Origin of the sequence: Mesorhizobium sp. WSM2240 (assembly GCF_040438645.1) — a bacterium.
GTDB lineage: Bacteria > Pseudomonadota > Alphaproteobacteria > Rhizobiales > Rhizobiaceae > Allomesorhizobium.
Genome location: NZ_CP159254.1, coordinates 74,513 through 91,756, shown reverse-complemented (window position 1 = coordinate 91,756; position 17,244 = coordinate 74,513). Strand labels below are relative to the sequence as shown.

The 17,244-nt window shown below is 62.0% G+C and carries 15 protein-coding genes and 2 pseudogenes; 5 read left to right on the top strand and 12 right to left on the bottom strand.

Going from position 1 to position 17,244, the window contains the following annotated elements; translation table 11 throughout:
• Nucleotides 1-108: 108 nt before the first annotated feature.
• Nucleotides 109-1,439: pseudogene (locus ABVK50_RS28875) on the top strand (potassium transporter TrkG).
• On the top strand, nucleotides 1,432-2,103 hold the full coding sequence (locus ABVK50_RS28870) for a TrkA family potassium uptake protein (RefSeq protein ID WP_353646125.1): 672 nt from the start codon (nucleotides 1,432-1,434) through the stop codon (nucleotides 2,101-2,103). Before ABVK50_RS28875 ends, ABVK50_RS28870 begins: the two are co-directional and overlap by 8 nt.
• 218 nt (nucleotides 2,104-2,321) lie before the next feature.
• On the opposite strand, the gene ABVK50_RS28865 is transcribed toward ABVK50_RS28870, so the two are convergent.
• From ABVK50_RS28865 to ABVK50_RS28825, 9 genes are all read right to left on the bottom strand, one after another.
• A complete protein-coding gene (locus ABVK50_RS28865) occupies nucleotides 2,322-3,014 on the bottom strand; it encodes a response regulator transcription factor (protein WP_353646124.1) in 693 nt (230 codons plus the stop codon).
• Nucleotides 3,011-5,710: a sensor histidine kinase KdpD gene (locus ABVK50_RS28860; RefSeq protein ID WP_353646123.1), complete on the bottom strand. Its 2,700-nt coding sequence runs from the start codon at nucleotides 5,708-5,710 to the stop codon at nucleotides 3,011-3,013. The genes ABVK50_RS28865 and ABVK50_RS28860 overlap by 4 nt, the downstream gene beginning before the upstream one ends.
• 14 nt (nucleotides 5,711-5,724) lie before the next feature.
• Nucleotides 5,725-5,991: a PTS sugar transporter subunit IIA gene (locus tag ABVK50_RS28855; protein ID WP_353646178.1), complete on the bottom strand. Its 267-nt coding sequence runs from the start codon at nucleotides 5,989-5,991 to the stop codon at nucleotides 5,725-5,727.
• Nucleotides 5,988-6,176: a hypothetical protein gene (locus ABVK50_RS28850; RefSeq protein WP_353646122.1), complete on the bottom strand. Its 189-nt coding sequence runs from the start codon at nucleotides 6,174-6,176 to the stop codon at nucleotides 5,988-5,990. The genes ABVK50_RS28855 and ABVK50_RS28850 overlap by 4 nt, the downstream gene beginning before the upstream one ends.
• 9 nt (nucleotides 6,177-6,185) lie before the next feature.
• Complete coding sequence (kdpC, locus tag ABVK50_RS28845; RefSeq protein WP_353646121.1) at nucleotides 6,186-6,755, bottom strand: potassium-transporting ATPase subunit KdpC; 570 nt, start codon at nucleotides 6,753-6,755, stop codon at nucleotides 6,186-6,188.
• A 12-nt stretch (nucleotides 6,756-6,767) separates the two neighbouring features.
• The gene (kdpB, locus tag ABVK50_RS28840; RefSeq protein WP_353646120.1) at nucleotides 6,768-8,864 is read right to left on the bottom strand and encodes a potassium-transporting ATPase subunit KdpB; all 2,097 of its coding nucleotides are present in this window, start codon (nucleotides 8,862-8,864) and stop codon (nucleotides 6,768-6,770) included.
• 13 nt (nucleotides 8,865-8,877) lie between these two features.
• Complete coding sequence (gene kdpA, locus ABVK50_RS28835; protein ID WP_353646119.1) at nucleotides 8,878-10,581, bottom strand: potassium-transporting ATPase subunit KdpA; 1,704 nt, start codon at nucleotides 10,579-10,581, stop codon at nucleotides 8,878-8,880.
• Nucleotides 10,582-10,589: 8 nt separating this feature from the next.
• Nucleotides 10,590-10,679 carry a K(+)-transporting ATPase subunit F gene (locus tag ABVK50_RS28830; protein ID WP_353646118.1) on the bottom strand — a complete coding sequence of 30 codons (90 nt, stop codon included), beginning with the start codon at nucleotides 10,677-10,679 and terminating at the stop codon, nucleotides 10,590-10,592.
• A gap of 692 nt (nucleotides 10,680-11,371) precedes the next feature.
• Complete coding sequence (locus tag ABVK50_RS28825) at nucleotides 11,372-12,004, bottom strand: tyrosine-type recombinase/integrase (protein ID WP_353646117.1); 633 nt, start codon at nucleotides 12,002-12,004, stop codon at nucleotides 11,372-11,374.
• Between the two features lie 330 nt (nucleotides 12,005-12,334).
• Here ABVK50_RS28825 and ABVK50_RS28820 point away from each other — a divergent pair, with 330 nt between their 5' ends.
• The 3 genes and pseudogenes from ABVK50_RS28820 to ABVK50_RS28810 all read left to right on the top strand — a co-directional run.
• A complete protein-coding gene (locus ABVK50_RS28820; RefSeq protein WP_353646177.1) occupies nucleotides 12,335-12,568 on the top strand; it encodes a hypothetical protein in 234 nt (77 codons plus the stop codon).
• 363 nt (nucleotides 12,569-12,931) lie between these two features.
• Nucleotides 12,932-14,161, top strand: coding sequence for an epoxide hydrolase (locus ABVK50_RS28815; protein WP_353646116.1), 1,230 nt, complete (start codon nucleotides 12,932-12,934; stop codon nucleotides 14,159-14,161).
• An 86-nt stretch (nucleotides 14,162-14,247) separates the two neighbouring features.
• A pseudogene (locus ABVK50_RS28810) lies at nucleotides 14,248-14,511 on the top strand (peptide-methionine (R)-S-oxide reductase); the annotation flags it as partial.
• Between the two features lie 316 nt (nucleotides 14,512-14,827).
• Here ABVK50_RS28810 and ABVK50_RS28805 read toward each other — a convergent pair.
• Genes ABVK50_RS28805 through ABVK50_RS28795 form a run of 3 tightly spaced genes read right to left on the bottom strand, consistent with a single transcriptional unit; the run spans nucleotide 14,828 to nucleotide 17,239 of the window.
• A complete protein-coding gene (locus tag ABVK50_RS28805; RefSeq protein WP_353646115.1) occupies nucleotides 14,828-15,580 on the bottom strand; it encodes a GntR family transcriptional regulator in 753 nt (250 codons plus the stop codon).
• A gap of 1 nt (nucleotide 15,581) precedes the next feature.
• Nucleotides 15,582-16,430 carry an ABC transporter permease gene (locus ABVK50_RS28800; RefSeq protein ID WP_353646114.1) on the bottom strand — a complete coding sequence of 283 codons (849 nt, stop codon included), beginning with the start codon at nucleotides 16,428-16,430 and terminating at the stop codon, nucleotides 15,582-15,584.
• A complete protein-coding gene (locus tag ABVK50_RS28795; protein ID WP_353646176.1) occupies nucleotides 16,427-17,239 on the bottom strand; it encodes an ABC transporter ATP-binding protein in 813 nt (270 codons plus the stop codon). Before ABVK50_RS28795 ends, ABVK50_RS28800 begins: the two co-directional genes overlap by 4 nt.
• Between the last annotated feature and the right edge of the window lie 5 nt (nucleotides 17,240-17,244).

Below are 17,244 nucleotides of genomic sequence, written 5' to 3'. Positions count from 1 at the left end.
GGCGGCCGCTGGGGGTCTGAGCCGCTTCCAGGGTGGACCAACTCCGGGCGGTATGCTGTAGAGCGGTAGTTCCGCCTTGTTCAGCGGGTCAAGCAATAAGGGTGGCATTTGCGACGATCGATACAGCACCCCGCTCGACTGGTGCCATTGGCATTCCTATTTGCCATCCTTACGGGCACGGCAATGCTGATGTTACCGATCTCGCGTGCGGACCCAGGAGGGGCCCGCTGCTGACGGCCCTGTTCACGGCCGCCTCGGCCGTCTGCGTGACCGGGCTGATCGTTCAGGACACACCCACCTACTGGTCCGGATTCGGTCAAGGCGTCATTCTTGCGCTTTTCCAGATCGGCGGCTTCGGGATCATGACGGGAGCGACGCTCCTGGGGCTCCTGGTTACCCGGAAGCTGAAACTCAGCCGCCGCTTGGTCGCCCAAGCCGAGACAAAGAGCCTTATGCTCGGCGATGTCGCGGCAATCCTGCGGCTCATCCTGCTGGTCACTGTGACCATCGAAATGCTGACGACCGCCGTGCTTGCCTGGCGCTTGCGCTACGCTTACGACTACGCATGGAGCGACGCTCTCTGGCACGGGCTTTTTCAGGCGGTCTCCGCCTTCAACAATGCGGGCTTCTCCACCTATTCCGACAGTCTCTCCGGCTTCGCGTTCGACCCAATCGTGCTCATTGCAATCATGGCCGCCGTCGTCATCGGCGGCTTGGGATTTCCCGTGGTTTTTGAACTTCGGCAGGGGATACGGCACCCTGCACGTTGGTCTATTCACACAAAGATCACGCTTTTCGGGACCGCTTTCTTGCTGGTTGCTGGTCTGGTCGCGACGGCTGCCTACGAATGGACCAATCCGGCGACACTCGGCCCCTTCGAATTACCCGAAAAGCTGTTGAACGCCGGCATGCACTCGGTGATGACGCGAACCGCGGGCTTCAACAGCATCGATGTGGGAGGCATGCGGATCGAAACGCTGGCGGTCACCTACGCCCTGATGCTGATCGGGGGTGGCAGCGCCGGCACCGCAGGCGGGATCAAGGTCACCACCTTCTTTCTTCTGGGCTTTGTCGTTTGGGCCGAGATCCGCGGCCAGACGGATTCGACCGCATTCCGTCGCCGCATAGGTTCGCCTGTCCAGCGCCAAGCGCTGACGATCGTCTTGCTAGCGGTTGGAGCGGTCGGTGCAGGAGTATTCATCCTCCTGAGCGTGACGAGCTTCGCGCTTCAGGATGTCCTGTTCGAGGTTATATCGGCGTTCGCGACCGTAGGCCTGTCCACCGGGATCACCGCAGATTTGCCCCCTGCCGGGCAATTGGTCATCATTGCACTGATGTTCGTCGGACGCGTCGGCACGATCACCATCGCCAGCGCGCTCGCGCTGCGAGAACGCAATGACCCCTTCCGCTATCCAGAGGAGCGCCCAATCGTTGGCTAAAAGCAGCACATCCCACGGTGACGGTGTCGTCGTCATCGGTCTCGGCCGCTTCGGCGGCGCCGTTGCCCAGTCCCTCGTTAGTCTCGGTCACGATGTTCTCGCCATCGACGAGAGCGCTGACCTCGTCCAGACCTGGTCAAGCCAACTCACCCATGTGGTGGAAGCCGACGCCTCCAATGCCGACGTCCTGCGGCGTCTCGGCGTGCAGGATTTCCATCATGTCGTGGTCGGTATTGGAACGGACATCGAAGCGAGCGTCTTGACCGTTCTGGCGCTCGCCGAGTTGGGTGTGTCCGACATCTGGGCGAAGGCCGTGAACACGAACCACGGTCGTATCCTGGAGCGGACGGGCGCACACCACGTCGTCTATCCGGAGGCCGCCATGGGCGAGCGTGTGGCGCATCTCGTAACGGGCAAGATGATCGACTTCATCGAATTCGACGACGGCTTCGCCATCGTGAAGACGAGGACGCCGCGAGAGGCTGTCGGCAAGACGCTGGCGGACTCCGCCGTAAGGACCAAGTACGGCGTCACCGTCGTCGGCGTGAAACGGCCGCGGACCGATTTCACCTACGCCACCCCGGAAACCGTCATAGAGCGCGGCGATCTGCTGATCGTATCCGGTCCGACAAAGCTGGTGGAAAAGTTCGCCGCTATTGCCTGACGGAATGGTCCTGGTGCTCTGCGGATGCGGAGCGAGCCATCGTGACGTTTCGTTCCGTGACCGTTGGCGACGTACGGGCCGGGCGCGAGCAATGACCTGAATGGAATGGATAGCCGACATCGTCATCACGCAGTGACTATGAACCAAGCTGTTGGCAGCTCAGGGATATTAGGATCGGCACTTCCCGACGCCGATACCCGGCCCACGCTGAAGATCCGTCAGTCCATTGTGCGCAGGCGATAGCCGACGCCCGTTTCGGTGATGATGTGCTCTGGTCGCTCCGGATTGGATTCGATCTTCTGCCTCAGTTGTCGGATATAGATGCGCAAATATTGCACGTCCGTGTCGCCGCCCCACACCTCGTTCAGAAGGTATCGGTGCGTAAGAACCTTGCCGGCATGGGCAACGAGCAGACGCAGGATGTCATATTCCTTCGGCGACAGTTTCACCTCGACGTCGCGCACCGTGACGATGCGGCGTACGAGATCGACAGACAGGTCGCCGCTGGAAAACACAGGCCTTTCGCCCTGCTGTTGAAGGCGGTGCCTGAGAGCGGCGCGGATGCGGGCGAAAAGTTCGTCCGTGCCGAATGGTTTGGTGACGTAGTCGTCGGCGCCGAGATCCAAGGCTTCGACCTTACCAGTCTCGTCTGTCCGGCTGGAAAGCACCAGGATGGGAACTGATGATTCCTGCTGCCGAAGCTTGCGGATCAACTCGTGCCCCTGAATGTCGGGCAGACCGAGGTCCAGAATGATGAGATCGGGTCCGGCCTGCTCGACCTGTGCAAGCGCTTCGCGACCGTTCGCGGCTTCGAACACCTGAAATCCCTGGGTAGCCAGGCTTGTCCGCAACAGTTTCCGGATGGAAGGTTCATCGTCGATCACCAGAACCCTGATTGGGCGCGAGCTCATGCCGCCGTGTCCAATTTGCCAGTTTCCTCCGGGACTGGAATGGCGATCGTGAAGACCGCGCCGGGGCGATCGTTTCGGTTGGCAACCTCGATGGAGCCGCCCATGGCTTCGATGAAGCCGCGGCAGATGGCAAGACCGAGACCCGTGCCGGCACGCTGGCTGTCGCTTTTACGCACGCGGTAGAATTTGTCGAAGACGCGGTTCAGGTCGTCGGCCGGAATGCCTCCCCCTTCGTCGAGGATTTGCAGCCGCACCATGTTATCGTCGAGCCAGGCCTGGATGCGGACGGCCGAGTTCGGCGGCGCGTATTTGGCGGCGTTGTCGAGAAGATTGAACAGCACCTGCTCGAACAGCACCGCGTCGAGGCTCACCATCGGAAGATCGGCCGCGATCTTCGTTTCGACTCGGTGATGCGACAGGATCTTGTCAGCCCGCCGGAGAGCGGCGCCTACCACTTCGCTGATGTCGTGAAGGCTCATATTCGGCGCGACCGCTCCCGATTCGAGCCGCGTCATGTCGAGAAGATTGGCGATGAAGCGGTTGAGACGCTCGGCTTCGTCCTGGATCGTCGAGAGAAGTCCCGCCTTGTCTGCCTCTTCGAGTCCCGACAGGGTGCCGAGGCTGCTGGCGGCGCCGAGGATGGAGGCAAGCGGGGTGCGCAAATCGTGCGATATGGAGGTGAGGAGCGCCGACCGGAGCTGGTCCTTTTCGGCCGCGCGCTTCGCCCGGTCAACGTCTTCGGCAAGGTTCACGCGCTCGATCGCAAGCGCGGCCTGGTCGGTGAGCGCATCGAGCAGCCGCCGCTGGTCGGGTGTCAGGATGGCGCCGGCCTTGTCGCTGTCGATGCCGATGACGGCAACGGCGCCGCGTCCGGTGCGCATCGGCAGAAACAGGCGCTTTGCGCCAGGCAAGGTGTCGGCGCCGCGGCCTGCCGGCCGATTGTTTTCCCATGACCATTTGGCCGCGGCCAGATCGGCTTCCTCGGCAACGTCCTCGGGCGGCCACGCCGCCCTCAGCGTGATGGAGCCATCGCTCGGAAGAAAGAGCACGACCCGGACCTTGAGCATGGATGCGACCTGAGAGGCGGTCGCCCAAAGCAGGTCGTCGAGAGTCGCAATGCCCGCGAGCTTGCGGCTGAAGAGGTAGAGATCCTCGGTCGTCTTGGCGCGCCGGCGCGCCACCATCGCCTGGCTGCGCACGCTTGCCGTCAGGTTGCTGGCGATCAGGGCCACCACGAAGAAGAAAAACAGCGCGACCACATTTTCGGGATCGCTGATCGTGAATGTGTGGAGCGGATGTATGAAGAAGAAGTTGAAGGTAAGCATGCTGACGACGCTGGTGAAGAGCGCGGGCAGAAGACCATAGGCGACCGCGCTCACCAGAACCGCGGTCAGAAAGACCAGCGCGACATTGTCGACATCGAGATACTGGGCAAGCAGCAAGCCGAAAGCGAGCGCCACCGCAATGAGGCCGATGCTGACCAGGTATGGCTGGAGTTCAACTCCGGCCGACACATCGCGTGTCGCCACTGTTTTTCCCGGCAAAGCATCGCGTTCGGCTCCCGCGATGACATGGACGGCAATGTGTCCGGCGCCGCGCACGATGTCATAGGTGACGGATCCGAAAAGCAATTCATGAAAGCGAGACCGCTGGCTCTTGCCAATAATAAGATGGCTGAAATTGTTGGCCTCGGCATAACCGATGATCTCCTTCGCGAGCCCGCTGCCGGGGATCGTGACGGCTTCGCCGCCGAGCTTCTCGGCAAGGCGCAAGGCGTCCGCGACGCGATCGCGTTCGGCCTCTGTCAAACGCAGCGCGCGCGGCGTTTCGACGTAGAGCGCCACCCAGGGCGTTCGCAGCCGTTCGGCCAGGCGGCGCGCGTATCGCACGAGTGCTGCCGCCTTCGGATGCTCGTTGACGACCACAAGCACGCGGTCACCGGCCGCCCAAGGCCCTGAGATGGCATGAGCCTGCATGTGCGTGAGTAACTGCTGGTCGACACGCTGGGCGGTGCGTCTGAGCGCAAGCTCGCGAAGTGCTGTCAGGTTGCCTGGCGAGAAGTAGTGGGTCAGCGCCCGTTCCGCTGTCTTGGGGACATAGACCTTGCCTTCCTTCAGGCGCTGGATCAGGTCTCCGGGCGTCAGATCGATGACCTCGATTTCGTCGGCGCGGTCTATGAAGGCGTCGGGCACGGTCTCGCGGACGCGTATGCGCGTGATCTGCGCCACGACGTCATTCAGGCTTTCAAGATGCTGGATGTTGACCGTGGTATAAACATCGATCCCGGCGGCGAGCAGGTCGTCTACATCCAAGTAGCGCTTGGGATGCCGGCTTCCGGGCGCGTTGGTATGCGCCAGTTCGTCGACCAGCACCAGTTGCGGCGCGCGAGCGAGAACGGCATCCAGATCCATCTCCTCGATGGCGCGGCCCTTGTAATCCATGCGGCGGCGCGGAACGATCTCGAACCCTTTCACCAGGGCTTCTGTCTCCGCGCGCCCATGGGTCTCGACGACGCCGATAATCACATCGACACCCTCGCGCTTCCGCCCTGCCGCGCTGAGAAGCATCTCGTAGGTTTTTCCCACGCCGGGAGCGGCCCCCAGGAAGACCTTGAGATGGCCGCGCGACTCACGCGACGCCTCCTCGAGGAGAGCCTCGGGGGATGGGCGCTTGTCCTTGACGTTGTGGTCGGACATCGATCGGGTTCTGCTCAAACTGCCTCGGCCAGAATGGAGTGAACAGCGGCAGCGCTACCCGCCTGCCGGAGCTTTGCCAGGGTTTCCGGATTTCGCAAGACGCGGCACGCGCTGACCAGCGCTTCGAACGGCTCCTGTGTCGGGCCTTCAGGTCCGATGATAGCGCAGACCAGATCGACAGGTCGATCGTCGCCGGCTTCAAAATCCACCGGCTCGGCCAGCCGGACAAGGGCGGCATGGGTCGTCCCAAGCTCGCGGAGCCGTGCATGCGGCACCGCTATCCCTTGGCCGAATCCGGTAGTGCCCAGGTTTTCACGTTCGGTGAGCGCCTGGAAAATACGGTATCGGGCAAGCCTGACTGGGCAGCCAGCATTCTGGCGAGTTCCAGCAGCACATGCTTCTTGGACATAGCTCTGACGTCCAGACCAACGTCTTCCAGGCTGAGCAGGTCTGTTATCCGCAGCATCGCGTCCTCCTACTGTACCGCTTCAGCGTCAAGGGCCAAGTTCAGTCGCAGCACGTTGACCCTGGGCTCGCCGAATATTCCCACGATCCGGTCCTCGATATGGGCGGCGACGAGTTGGCGCACGTGGTCCTCCGGAAGATTGCGGGCTTTGGCGACACGCGGCGCCTGGAAAAGTGCGGCTTCGGGCGAGAGATGCGGGTCGAGCCCGCTTGCCGACGTCGTCACCAGGTCGACGGGCACGGGAACTCCGGGGTTCTCGCCGCTGAGGGCCGCCGCGTCGGCCGTGACACGCTCGATCAGCTTCTTGCTGGTCGGGCCGAGATTGGAGCCGCCGGATGCCGCAGCGTCATAGCCGTCGCCGGCGGCCGAAGGGCGCGTATGGAAATAACGCTCTCCGGTGAACGACTGGCCGACGAGTTCGGATCCGATCACCTTGCCGTCCCGTTCGATCAGGCTGCCGTTTGCCTGCCGGGGAAAGACCGTCTGCGCAATTCCGGTGACAGCGAGGGGATAGGCGACGCCGGTGAGGAGGGTGAGGGCCACGATCATGACCAGCGCGGGGCGAAGCTGTGCGAGCATTTCTGTTGGTCCTTATGCAAGGCCGAGCGCGGTGATTGCTACGTCGATCACCTTGATGCCGACGAATGGAATGATGACGCCGCCAAGGCCGTAGATGAGAAGGTTGCGGCGAAGCAGCGCTGCCGCGCCGACCGCGCGGTATTTTACGCCTCTGAGGGCGAGCGGGATCAACGCCACGATGATCAAGGCGTTGAAGATGATCGCCGAAAGGATCGCGCTTTCTGGTGTGCCGAGCCGCATCACGTTGAGCGTCTGGAGTTGCGGATAAAAGGCGACGAACATCGCCGGGATGATGGCGAAGTACTTGGCGACGTCATTGGCAATGGAAAAAGTCGTCAGCGATCCCCGCGTCATGAGAAGCTGCTTGCCGATCTCGACGACCTCGATCAGTTTGGTCGGGTCGCTGTCGAGATCAACCATGTTGCCGGCTTCCCGCGCCGCCATCGTGCCGGTGTTCATCGCCACGCCGACATCGGCCTGGGCGAGCGCCGGCGCGTCATTCGTGCCGTCGCCGCACATGGCGACGAGTTTTCCTTTCGCCTGTTCGTCGCGGATAAGCTGAAGCTTGGCTTCGGGCGTCGCCTGGGCTAGGAAGTCGTCGACGCCCGCCTCGGCGGCGATTGCCGCCGCAGTCATGGGATTGTCGCCGGTGATCATCACGGTGCGGATGCCCATTTGCCTTAAGGCGGCGAAACGCTCCTTTATGCCGCCTTTGACGATGTCTTTCAGATGGATGATGCCGAGGAGACGCCCGTTGCGAACAACGGCGAGCGGCGTGCCGCCGGCCTTGCCGATCTCGTCGGCGATGGCGCGGATTTCACGGATACTGTCGCTCGACGCCCGCGTGCCGACAGCTGTCGAGCCACTGACGGCGAGCGCCGCATTCGGATTGGCGCCGACATGGGCGAGAATGGCGTCGACCGCGCCCTTGCGGATCGAACTGCCCTCGACGTCGACGCCGCTCATGCGCGTCTGCGCGGTGAAGGGCACGAAATTGGCGTGGAGCTGCTGCATGTCGCGGCCGCGAATGCCGTATTTTTCCTTGGCGAGCACCACGACGGAGCGACCTTCGGGCGTCTCGTCGGCGAGCGAAGCCAACTGCGCCGCATCGGCAAGCTCGCGTGCGTCAACGCCCCGCACGGGCAGGAATTCCGTCGCCTGGCGGTTGCCGAGCGTGATGGTTCCGGTCTTGTCGAGAAGAAGCGTGTCCACGTCGCCGGCCGCTTCGACTGCCCGGCCCGACATTGCAAGCACGTTGAAGCGGACGAGCCGGTCCATCCCGGCGATGCCGATCGCCGACAGCAGCGCGCCGATCGTGGTCGGGATCAGCGTGACGAAAAGCGCGACCAGGGCGATGACGGGGATCGACCCGCCTGCATAGATGGCAAAACTCGGGATCGAGGCGACCGCCAGCACGAAGATGATAGTCATACCGGCCAGCAGGATGTTGAGGGCGATCTCGTTCGGCGTCTTCTGGCGCGAGGCACCTTCGACGAGGCTGATCATTCGATCGAGGAAGGTCGAACCGGCCGCCGCCGTGATCCGCACCTTGATCTGGTCGGATAGAACTTGGGTACCGCCGGTTACCGCCGAGCGGTCGCCGCCCGATTCGCGAATGACCGGGGCCGATTCGCCCGTTATCGCCGCTTCGTTGACCGAAGCGACGCCCTCGATGACTTCGCCATCGGAGGGTATGATGTCGCCTGCCTCCACGAGAACGATATTGCCCGGCTTCAGGCTCGTGCCCGGGACCAGCTTGTAGTCGGAGGCGGCTTCGTCCGCGAGCAGCTTCGCCTGCGTTTCAGAGCGCGCCTTGCGCAGCGTGTCGGCCTGGGCCTTGCCGCGCCCTTCCGCGACAGCTTCGGCGAAGTTGGCGAACAGAAGCGTAAACCAAAGCCAGAGGATGATCTGAAACGAGAAGGCGAGATTCTCGCCCCCTGTCGCGAGGTCGCGGATGAAGAGCAGCGTGGTCAGCGCCGCCACGACCTCGACCACGAACATGACTGGATTGCGCAACTGCACTCTCGGATCGAGCTTTACGAAGGCAGAGCCGATCGCCGGCCTGATGATGCTGCCGCTGAAAAGGCTGATTGTGTCGGATTTGGCCATGATGCCGTTCCTGTCAAAATGTCTGGCCGGCCATCATCGCGAGATGTTCGACGATGGGGCCGACTGCGAGTGCCGGAAAGAAGGTGAGGCCACCGACGATCAGCACGATGCCGACGAGCAGTCCGATGAACAGTCCGCCATGGGTGGGAAACGTGCCCGCCGAAGCCGGAACGCGCTTCTTTGCCGCAAGCGAGCCGGCGATCGCCATCACCGGAATAATGACGAGGAAGCGGCCGGCCAGCATGGCGAGACCGATTGTCAGATTGTACCAAAGCGTATTGGCGGACAGTCCGGCGAAGGCGCTGCCGTTGTTGGCGGCCCCAGAGGTGTAGGCGTAGAGGATTTCCGAGTGACCGTGCGGACCCGTATTGGCAAGAGACGCCACGCCGGTCGGCAGGACCACGGCCATCGCCGTGAAGCCGAGGATCGCCAGCGGCAGCGACAGGATGGCCAGCATGGTCATCTTGACCTCCTTGGCCTCGATCTTCTTGCCGAGATATTCCGGCGTGCGTCCGACCATGAGGCCGGCGATGAAGATCGCCAGGATGACGAACAGGAGCATGCCGTAGAGGCCGGCGCCGACTCCCCCGACGATCACCTCGCCAAGCTGCATGTTGATCAGCGGTATCATGCCGCCGAGCGGCATGAAGCTGTCATGCATGGCGATGACCGCGCCGCAGGAGGCCGCCGTGGTGATGACCGCGAAGAGGGCAGACAGCGCGATCCCGAAGCGCACCTCCTTGCCTTCCATGTTGCCGCCCTCGATCCCCAGCGCTGTGAAAGCCGGGTTGCCGGCTGCTTCCGCCCAGTAGGTGACGGCGACGCCAGCGAGGAACAGCACGCCCATGGCGGCAAGTATTGCCCAGCCCTGCCGTTCGTCGCCGACCATGCGGCCGAACACGTTGGTGAGTGCCGCGCCTATGGCGAAGATCGACACCATCTGGAGGAGATTGGTGATCGCGTCCGGGTTCTCAAACGGGTGTGCGGAGTTGGCGTTGAAGAAGCCGCCGCCATTCGTGCCCAGCATCTTGATCGCAAGCTGCGACGCCACCGGGCCGACCGCGATGGTCTGCTCGGCGCCTTCGAGCGTTGTGGCGTTGACATAGGACGACAGCGTCTGCGGCACGCCCTGGAACACCAGGACCAGCGCATAGATGACGCAGATCGGCAGCAGGATGTAGAGCGTGCCGCGAGTCAGATCGGCCCAGAAATTGCCAACCGTGCGCGCGGAAGCGCGCGAGAAGCCGCGGATCAGGGCCATGGCGATGGCAATGCCGGTGGCTGCCGAGACGAAGTTCTGCACGGTGAGCCCGGCCATCTGAACGAGGTAGCCCATCGTGCTCTCGCCGCCATAGCCCTGCCAATTGGTGTTGGTGACAAAGCTGACGGCGGTGTTGAAGGAGGAGTCCGGCGTCACCGCGCCAAACCCCATCGGGTTGAACGGCAGCGCGCCTTGCAGGCGCTGCAAGGCGAACAGCAGTACGAAGCCGGCCGCATTGAAGAGCAGCATCGCCACCGCGTAGGTCAGCCAGTGCTGCTCCTGACGCCCGTCGATGCCGGAGAGCGCGTAAAGACCGCGCTCGATGGGGTGCAGTACGGGCGAAAGCAAAGTGCGCTCGCCGTTGAAGACGCGCGCCATGTAGCCGCCGAGCGGCTTTACCAGCGCAACGACGATCACGCAAAAAAGAGCGATCTGTATCCAGCCATTGATTGTCATGGAAACCCTCAGAACCGTTCCGGGCGGACAAGCGCATAGATGAGGTAGCCAAGGAGCAGCACGGTCACGAGGCCACCCAGGGCGTAGTCGAAAATCATCGTCGTTCTCCTCAAAGCCTGTCGCAGGCCAAGCCGTAGATGATGGAAAGAGCGAAAAAGCCGAGGCCGATCGCCAGCAAAAGAACATCAAGCATTCGGGGCTCCAATCGGATGTGACCATGTGGGCGCGCGCAGCATCCGTCGGCCGTCGATGATGCGCGCGATGGATGCCTTGGTTGTGGCGGGAGAATTGGCGGATGAGGGATATAAATTCGAGAGGGGCCGCCAGCCGATCTCATAGTAATTTCATATATGGATGCCCCGGGGGTCGACCGTCACCGGAGCTTGTTGGCGCTTGCCAACTGGTGGATGACGAACCGCGGTCGACACTCTCCATCGATGGTCGTCGAGTGTCAAAACGGGACAACTGACGTTTTATCGGCCCTCGCCGAACGGCTTGAATGAGATCCGCCTCCGGTTGTTCAACGGCACTCGCGCCAACGGAAGCATCTGGCGCAGCCACGACCTCCAGCGTGGTCAACCGCAATGTCTGCTTCTGGGCGGAGGCAAAGTTCGCGTCTATGGCCGACATGAGGGCGCGTTGCCGCCGAAGCTTGTTCACTCGGTGAAGGTCAGCTTTCTCGACGTAGCCGCCCCAAACCCGCCAGTCCGTTTCCCACCCCGTCGTGGACTCGTCGATTTAACGCTGGTCAAAGCGGTCATCCGGGTTTCCGTCGGATGACCGCCCAACGTCAAATTTCGGTCCGCTCTGCCAGGAGCAGCGCGTCCTCCACGTCGACGCCAAGATAGCGCACCGTGTTCTCGATCTTGGAGTGACCAAGCAGGATCTGGATGGCGCGGATGTTGCCCGTCGCCTTGTAGATCATCGACGCCTTCGTGCGACGGAGCGAATGTGTGCCGTACTCCTCCGGACGCAAGCCGATCGCGGTCACCCACTCGTCGACCAAGCGCGCGTATTGCCTCGTGCTCATGTGGTGTGAATGGTCGACCCGGCTCGGGAAGGCATAGTCCTCCACTGTGCCGCCACGCCGTTCGAGCCAGATGAGAAGGCTGGCTCTCACGTCGCTGGTGATCTCGAACTGGACCGGCCGCCCCGTCTTTTGCTGAACGACGATCGCGCGAGTCCTGATCTCTGGTCCGGCGACCACATCGCGAATCCTGATCTTGACCAGGTCGCAGCCACGAAGCTTGCTGTCGATTGCAAGATCGAACAGCGCGCGGTCCCGTATGCGTCTTTCGCGATCGAGGAAAAACCGGATCGCCCAGATCTGCTTCTGAGTGAACGGACGCTTAGTGCCTACCTTCTTGCCTGCATTCCAAGCCGCGCGCTCGCGACTAGCATCATCGAATCGAGAATGGCCCATGTGAGTTCTCCTCGGCCTTGATTGGCCAGAGGACAAACGGGGCCGTCAGCATCACGGCTTAAGGGGCCGGAAGCCGCCGGTCCGGTTCCGGGGTCCCTTTGAGGTAAGCCGCCGTTCAAGAGAACAAGCGTCAAGGCGAGTTCGCCAGAGCTTCGGGATGCGATTACAGTGGGAGCGTGGCGGTCACGCTGACAGAGTGGATCCAAACACCTCTCACAGTCGGGGCCTGCAGCTTGGGTCGCGTGTCGGGGCACATCGTGCGGTGGCATCGGCTACGCGGCCGCCGTGAAAGCCGCCAATCTAGGTTACCCCAACAACGTAAGGAGTACGATCGTGAGCGAGCCAACCGTGGCCGAGGCAACCGACAGCATCTATGCATCGCTGCAATCAGACAATGCCGACATCGACACACATATAGCGAGCCTCAAAGCAGCGCTGACACGGGAAGGGTTGAAAGAGGCAGTGTTTGATCCGACCAGGCTCGCACAGAACAACCGTTCAGGGCGCAAGCTGATGCAGGCTTATTTCCGGCAGCGGGGCGTGCGAGTGACCTTTTCGGCCTAGTAGAGCCACCGCGGAGGCGATCTCAAGCAAGCTGGGCCGAAAGCGGAAGGCGTTTTGGCAATGTCGCGTGGAAAGCCTCCATTCCGCTAGGCAGTCCTTGTTTCAATTGCAGCCGTCGCATCAATCGCGCCATTCGATCGCAAGCGACCTTCGTAAGCCCTAGACTTAACCCAGCAAGTCCCGTGACTGCGGCCGCCAAATCCTGTAAAAATGGGTCCGTCGTCGCGACCGAGCCGACTTCGGCGCACCGTGTTTGATCCGCCGTTCGGCACCCTCACGAGGCATCAGCGCCGGTCCTGCCGGCCGGCATATTGTTGTCCGCCGGTAGGGCCGATCCCTGCCGTGCAAACGGGGAGAACCAGCATGCCTGACAATTCGATCCGGCCATTCCGCGTTGACATTCCGGAAGAAGATCTTCTCGAACTCAAGCGTCGTGTCAGAGCCACGCGATGGCCCGAGCGGGAAACTGTCTCGGATCAGTCGCAGGGCGTAAAACTCGAGACAATCCAGGAACTTGCGCGCTACTGGGCCGACGAGTACGACTGGCGCAGAATCGAAGGAAAAATCAACTCGTACCCGCACTTCCTCACGGAAATCGACGGTCTCGACTTCCATTTCATTCACGTTCGTTCGAAGCATGAGAATGCCGTTCCGCTCCTAATTGCGCATGGCTGGCCGGGCTCGATAATAGAGCAAATGAAGCTTATCGAGCCGCTGACCGATCCAACCGCGCAGGGCGGAGGCGAAGCGGACGCATTTCACGTTATTATTCCATCGATGCCGGGTTACGGCTTTTCGGGGAAGCCGACCGCCACGGGCTGGAATCCCGACCGTATCGCGCGCGCTTATGCCGAGCTGATGGCCCGCCTTGGCTACCAGAGATACCTGGCGCAAGGCGGTGATTGGGGCTCCATCGTCGTCAATTTTATGGGCATCCAGGAGCCGCAAGGTCTGATCGGAATACATACTAATATGCCCGAAGTGGTACCGCCTGACGTGGATGCGGTGATCTGGTCCGGCTACCCGCTGCCGGCGGACCTTACGGATGAGGAGAGGAAAGCCTGTGAACAAATCCGCGAGAACAAGTTCGCCTACGCCTTCATGATGGGCACGCGTCCGCAAACCCTGACTGGACTGGTAGATTCGCCTGTCGGATTGGCAGCATTCATGATCGATCACGACTGGAAAAGCCACGCTATGATCGCGAGATCTTTCGCCGGAGTGGAAGAAGGCCTCACCCGCGACGACGTTCTCGACAACGTGACGCTCTTCTGGCTCACGAACACTGCGATTTCTGCGGCTCGTCTTTACTGGGAGAATACGGTCGCAGGAACCTCTTTCTTCGCTGCCAAGGGCGTGAGGCTTCCGACGGCCTGCAGTGTATTCCCGGACGAGATGTACGAAGCACCAAGGAGCTGGGTTGAAAAGGCATATCCGAACCTCATACACTTCAACACACTGCCGAGGGGCGGACATTTCGCGGCTTGGGAGCAACCCAAGTTCATGACGGCCGAAATTCGCACGGCCTTCAAGCCCCTCCGCCAAGCGATTTTAATCGAGACGCCGGATCGGCCCGAGCCAATATTGGCCTGATAAGCTGTTGAAAGTCGAATTGCGGGTGGCTGTCATGCCGCCACCCGCGCTTCTTCTGCGGATTTGCTCGGCATGGCGTAATACCCAGTGGCACCGGATGGCCTAGCTTTACCGCGCCCTTCGCCGAAGAACATCTGCTTGGCATCCGCGACACCAGCTACGGCATGGTCAGAACGGAAATCGTTTGCGCGCGTTGTGGCGCGCACCAAGGCCACGTCTTTCATGACGGTCCGCCGCCAACCGGAGAGCGTTATTGCATAAATTCAGGATCGCTTGAGTTCACGCCCGAGGGGGAGCGGCTTCCCGACAAGCTCCGCCGAGGAGCACCCGAAGGTGAGCCGGTAAGCTGAACCCTATTGATGGCGAACGGCAGCTTTCTGATGCCAGATCGCGACATTCGGTGCGTTCGCCGGAGACGTCTGAATCTGGCGTACTACGATGTCTAGGATAGTCTCCGGCAACGTCTGCTGTTGGGGACTGTAAAGATCACCTCAACGACCGACATGGAGCGCTTTGCAGACTGTCAGCACTGGACCAGAAGCGGACCGGCAGCTTCTGGTTTCAGATCCAAGTGAGCGGACATTCAGTTCGCGCGAGTTCTGACTGATCTGCCAATCCTTAAGCTTGCCCAACTGTACATCCACCATTGCGTAGCGAACTCCGCCGCTATGTGAACGAACTGCCACCGGCCCGGGCGCGTGTCTGCGGCAAATTTGGATCTGTCCGACCGAGGATGACCTGCCGGAGGCCCTCCAGGGTCGTCTGGTAGTGTTCTGTCAGCAGCCGACACGCAAGCGCGGTATCCCGCTCCAGCACCGCGTCCATGATCGCCTGGTGCTCGGCCGCCGCGCCCTCGCGCCGTAGCCGGCTCGGATTCGTGTTCATCGACAGGTTCCGGTACCGGACCGCCTGATCCATCAGCGTCGAGCAGAAGCCTAGCAGCAGGCTCGATCCGCATCGGTCCAGAAGCAGCATGTGAAACGCCTTGTGGCGGACTTCCCATTCCTCGGAGATTTCCCGCCCCTGCTGGGTGGGCAGCAGCCGCTGCGTGCGCGCAAGGCGATGGTAGCTTACCACCAGCTTCTCCTCCCAGGCGTCATCGACGTTGCGCATCGACTGCTCCAGCGCGAGCGTCTCCAGCCAGATGCGCGTCTTCACCAACTCCTCGAGATCGGCCATCGAAATGGTCGCGACGAAGAAGCCGCGGTGGCTTTTCCTGTCGACAAGCCCCTCCGACGAAAGCCGGTTCAGCGCCTCGCGGACCGGTACGGCCCCGATCCCATAGCGTTCGGAGATCGCGTCTATCTGCAGCTTCTCGTCGGGAAACAATTCTCCGTACAGTATGTCGTGGCGAATCCGGTCATAAGCCTGCTCGGACAGGTTCCTGACCTCCACCACGCCGGCGCTCGTACCGCTCATCTCAGCCGATCGCTCCCAGCCGTTCGGCCTTATTCCAGAATACCAGTCGCCGCTGGGCCCAGGCGATGGTGAAATAGAGTGCCAGGCCGAGAAGGCTGAGGTAGAGGATGAGCGCGAAAACGCGCGGCGTGTTCATCTGGCTGGCCGCCTGCCTGATCAGCGCCCCGAATCCCTTCCCTCCTCCCAGGAACTCTCCCGTGATCGCGCCGGCCATGACACCGACCGAGGCGATCTTCAGGCCGGTGAAGATATAGGGCAGTCCGGTCGGCAGCTTGAGACGGATCAGCGTCTGGAACCGTGATGCTCCCATCGACTTGAACAGCATCCTCTCGCTTTCGGACGCGGCATACAATCCGGCCGCCGTCGCCACTACGATCGCGAAGGTGGCGATAAAGGCGGCAAGCGCCACCTTGGAGGATATGTCGAATCCCAGCCAGGCGATGAAAAGAGGAGCGAAGGCGATCTTCGGCATTGTGTCGATCGCAACCAGATAAGGCATCACCGCCCGCTCGCCGAACTTCGTCTCGCCCACCAGCACGCCAAGCGAGAACCCAATCGCAGCAGCGATCAGGAAACCGTAGATGACGGTCAGCGTCGTGGTCCACAGCGCCCCCAGCATGTAGTCTCCGGTGATCAGGTTGTGCCCGACGAAGATCAGGTCGTCCAACGTTTCTCGCGGGCTGGGAAGGATGATAGGTGACACCCAGCCCATGCGCGTTACGAAATCCCAGATCGCGACCACGATGACGAACAGGATCGTCATGGCGAGCCAGCGCGGGATCCTATCGATGAAGGCGTCGCGTTCGACCCAGATGGTATCCGCGCCTTCGGTAGTCGACACGTCGGTCATGAGAAAGCCTCCCGGCCGAGCAGATTGCGGATGTACGCCACGATTTCGCCGAAGTGCGGCGTGTTGATCATCTCCAGCGTGCGCGGGCGCGGAAGGTCGATCCGAACGTCTTCAACGATCCGGCCCGGACGCGGCTGCATCACGAGGATGCGGTCCGACAGGATCACCGCTTCGGCGAGCGAATGGGTGACGAGGAAGGCTGTCGCCTGGCGCTCCACGCAGATGCGCTGCAGCTCCATGTTCATGAAGTCCCGCGTCAGCTCGTCGAGCGCGGAGAACGGCTCGTCGAGCAAAAGCACGGCCGGGTCCGCAATCAGCATGCGGCAGATCGCGGCGCGCTGCGCCATGCCTCCTGAAAGTTCGCCTGGATAGACATTGCCGAACTCGCCCAGCCCGACGAGCTGCAGCAGGTCGCGCGCACGGGCGGTGGCAGCTTTCGCGGCGGCGCGGCCGCTGCGGATTTCGATCGGCAGCACGATGTTCTCGACCGTAGTCTTCCAGGGCAGCAGCGTCGCCTGCTGGAACATCATGCCGATATCGGGCCGAGGGCCGAGCACCGGCCGGCCCTCCAGCACGACCCGGCCCCGGGTCGGCGGCAGGAGCCCCGCCATGATCTTAAGCAGCGTCGACTTCCCGCAGCCGGACGAGCCGATCACGGACACGAACTCGCCCCTGCGGAGCATCAGGTTCACATCCGTCAGCGCGGTCAGGCTGTTGCGGGCATAGGTCTTCGACAGCCGCTCGATCTCATAGACCGGCCGCATCTCCGGTGCGATCGGCATTGGACGCAGCGGGCGGGGCTCCATCATCGTCA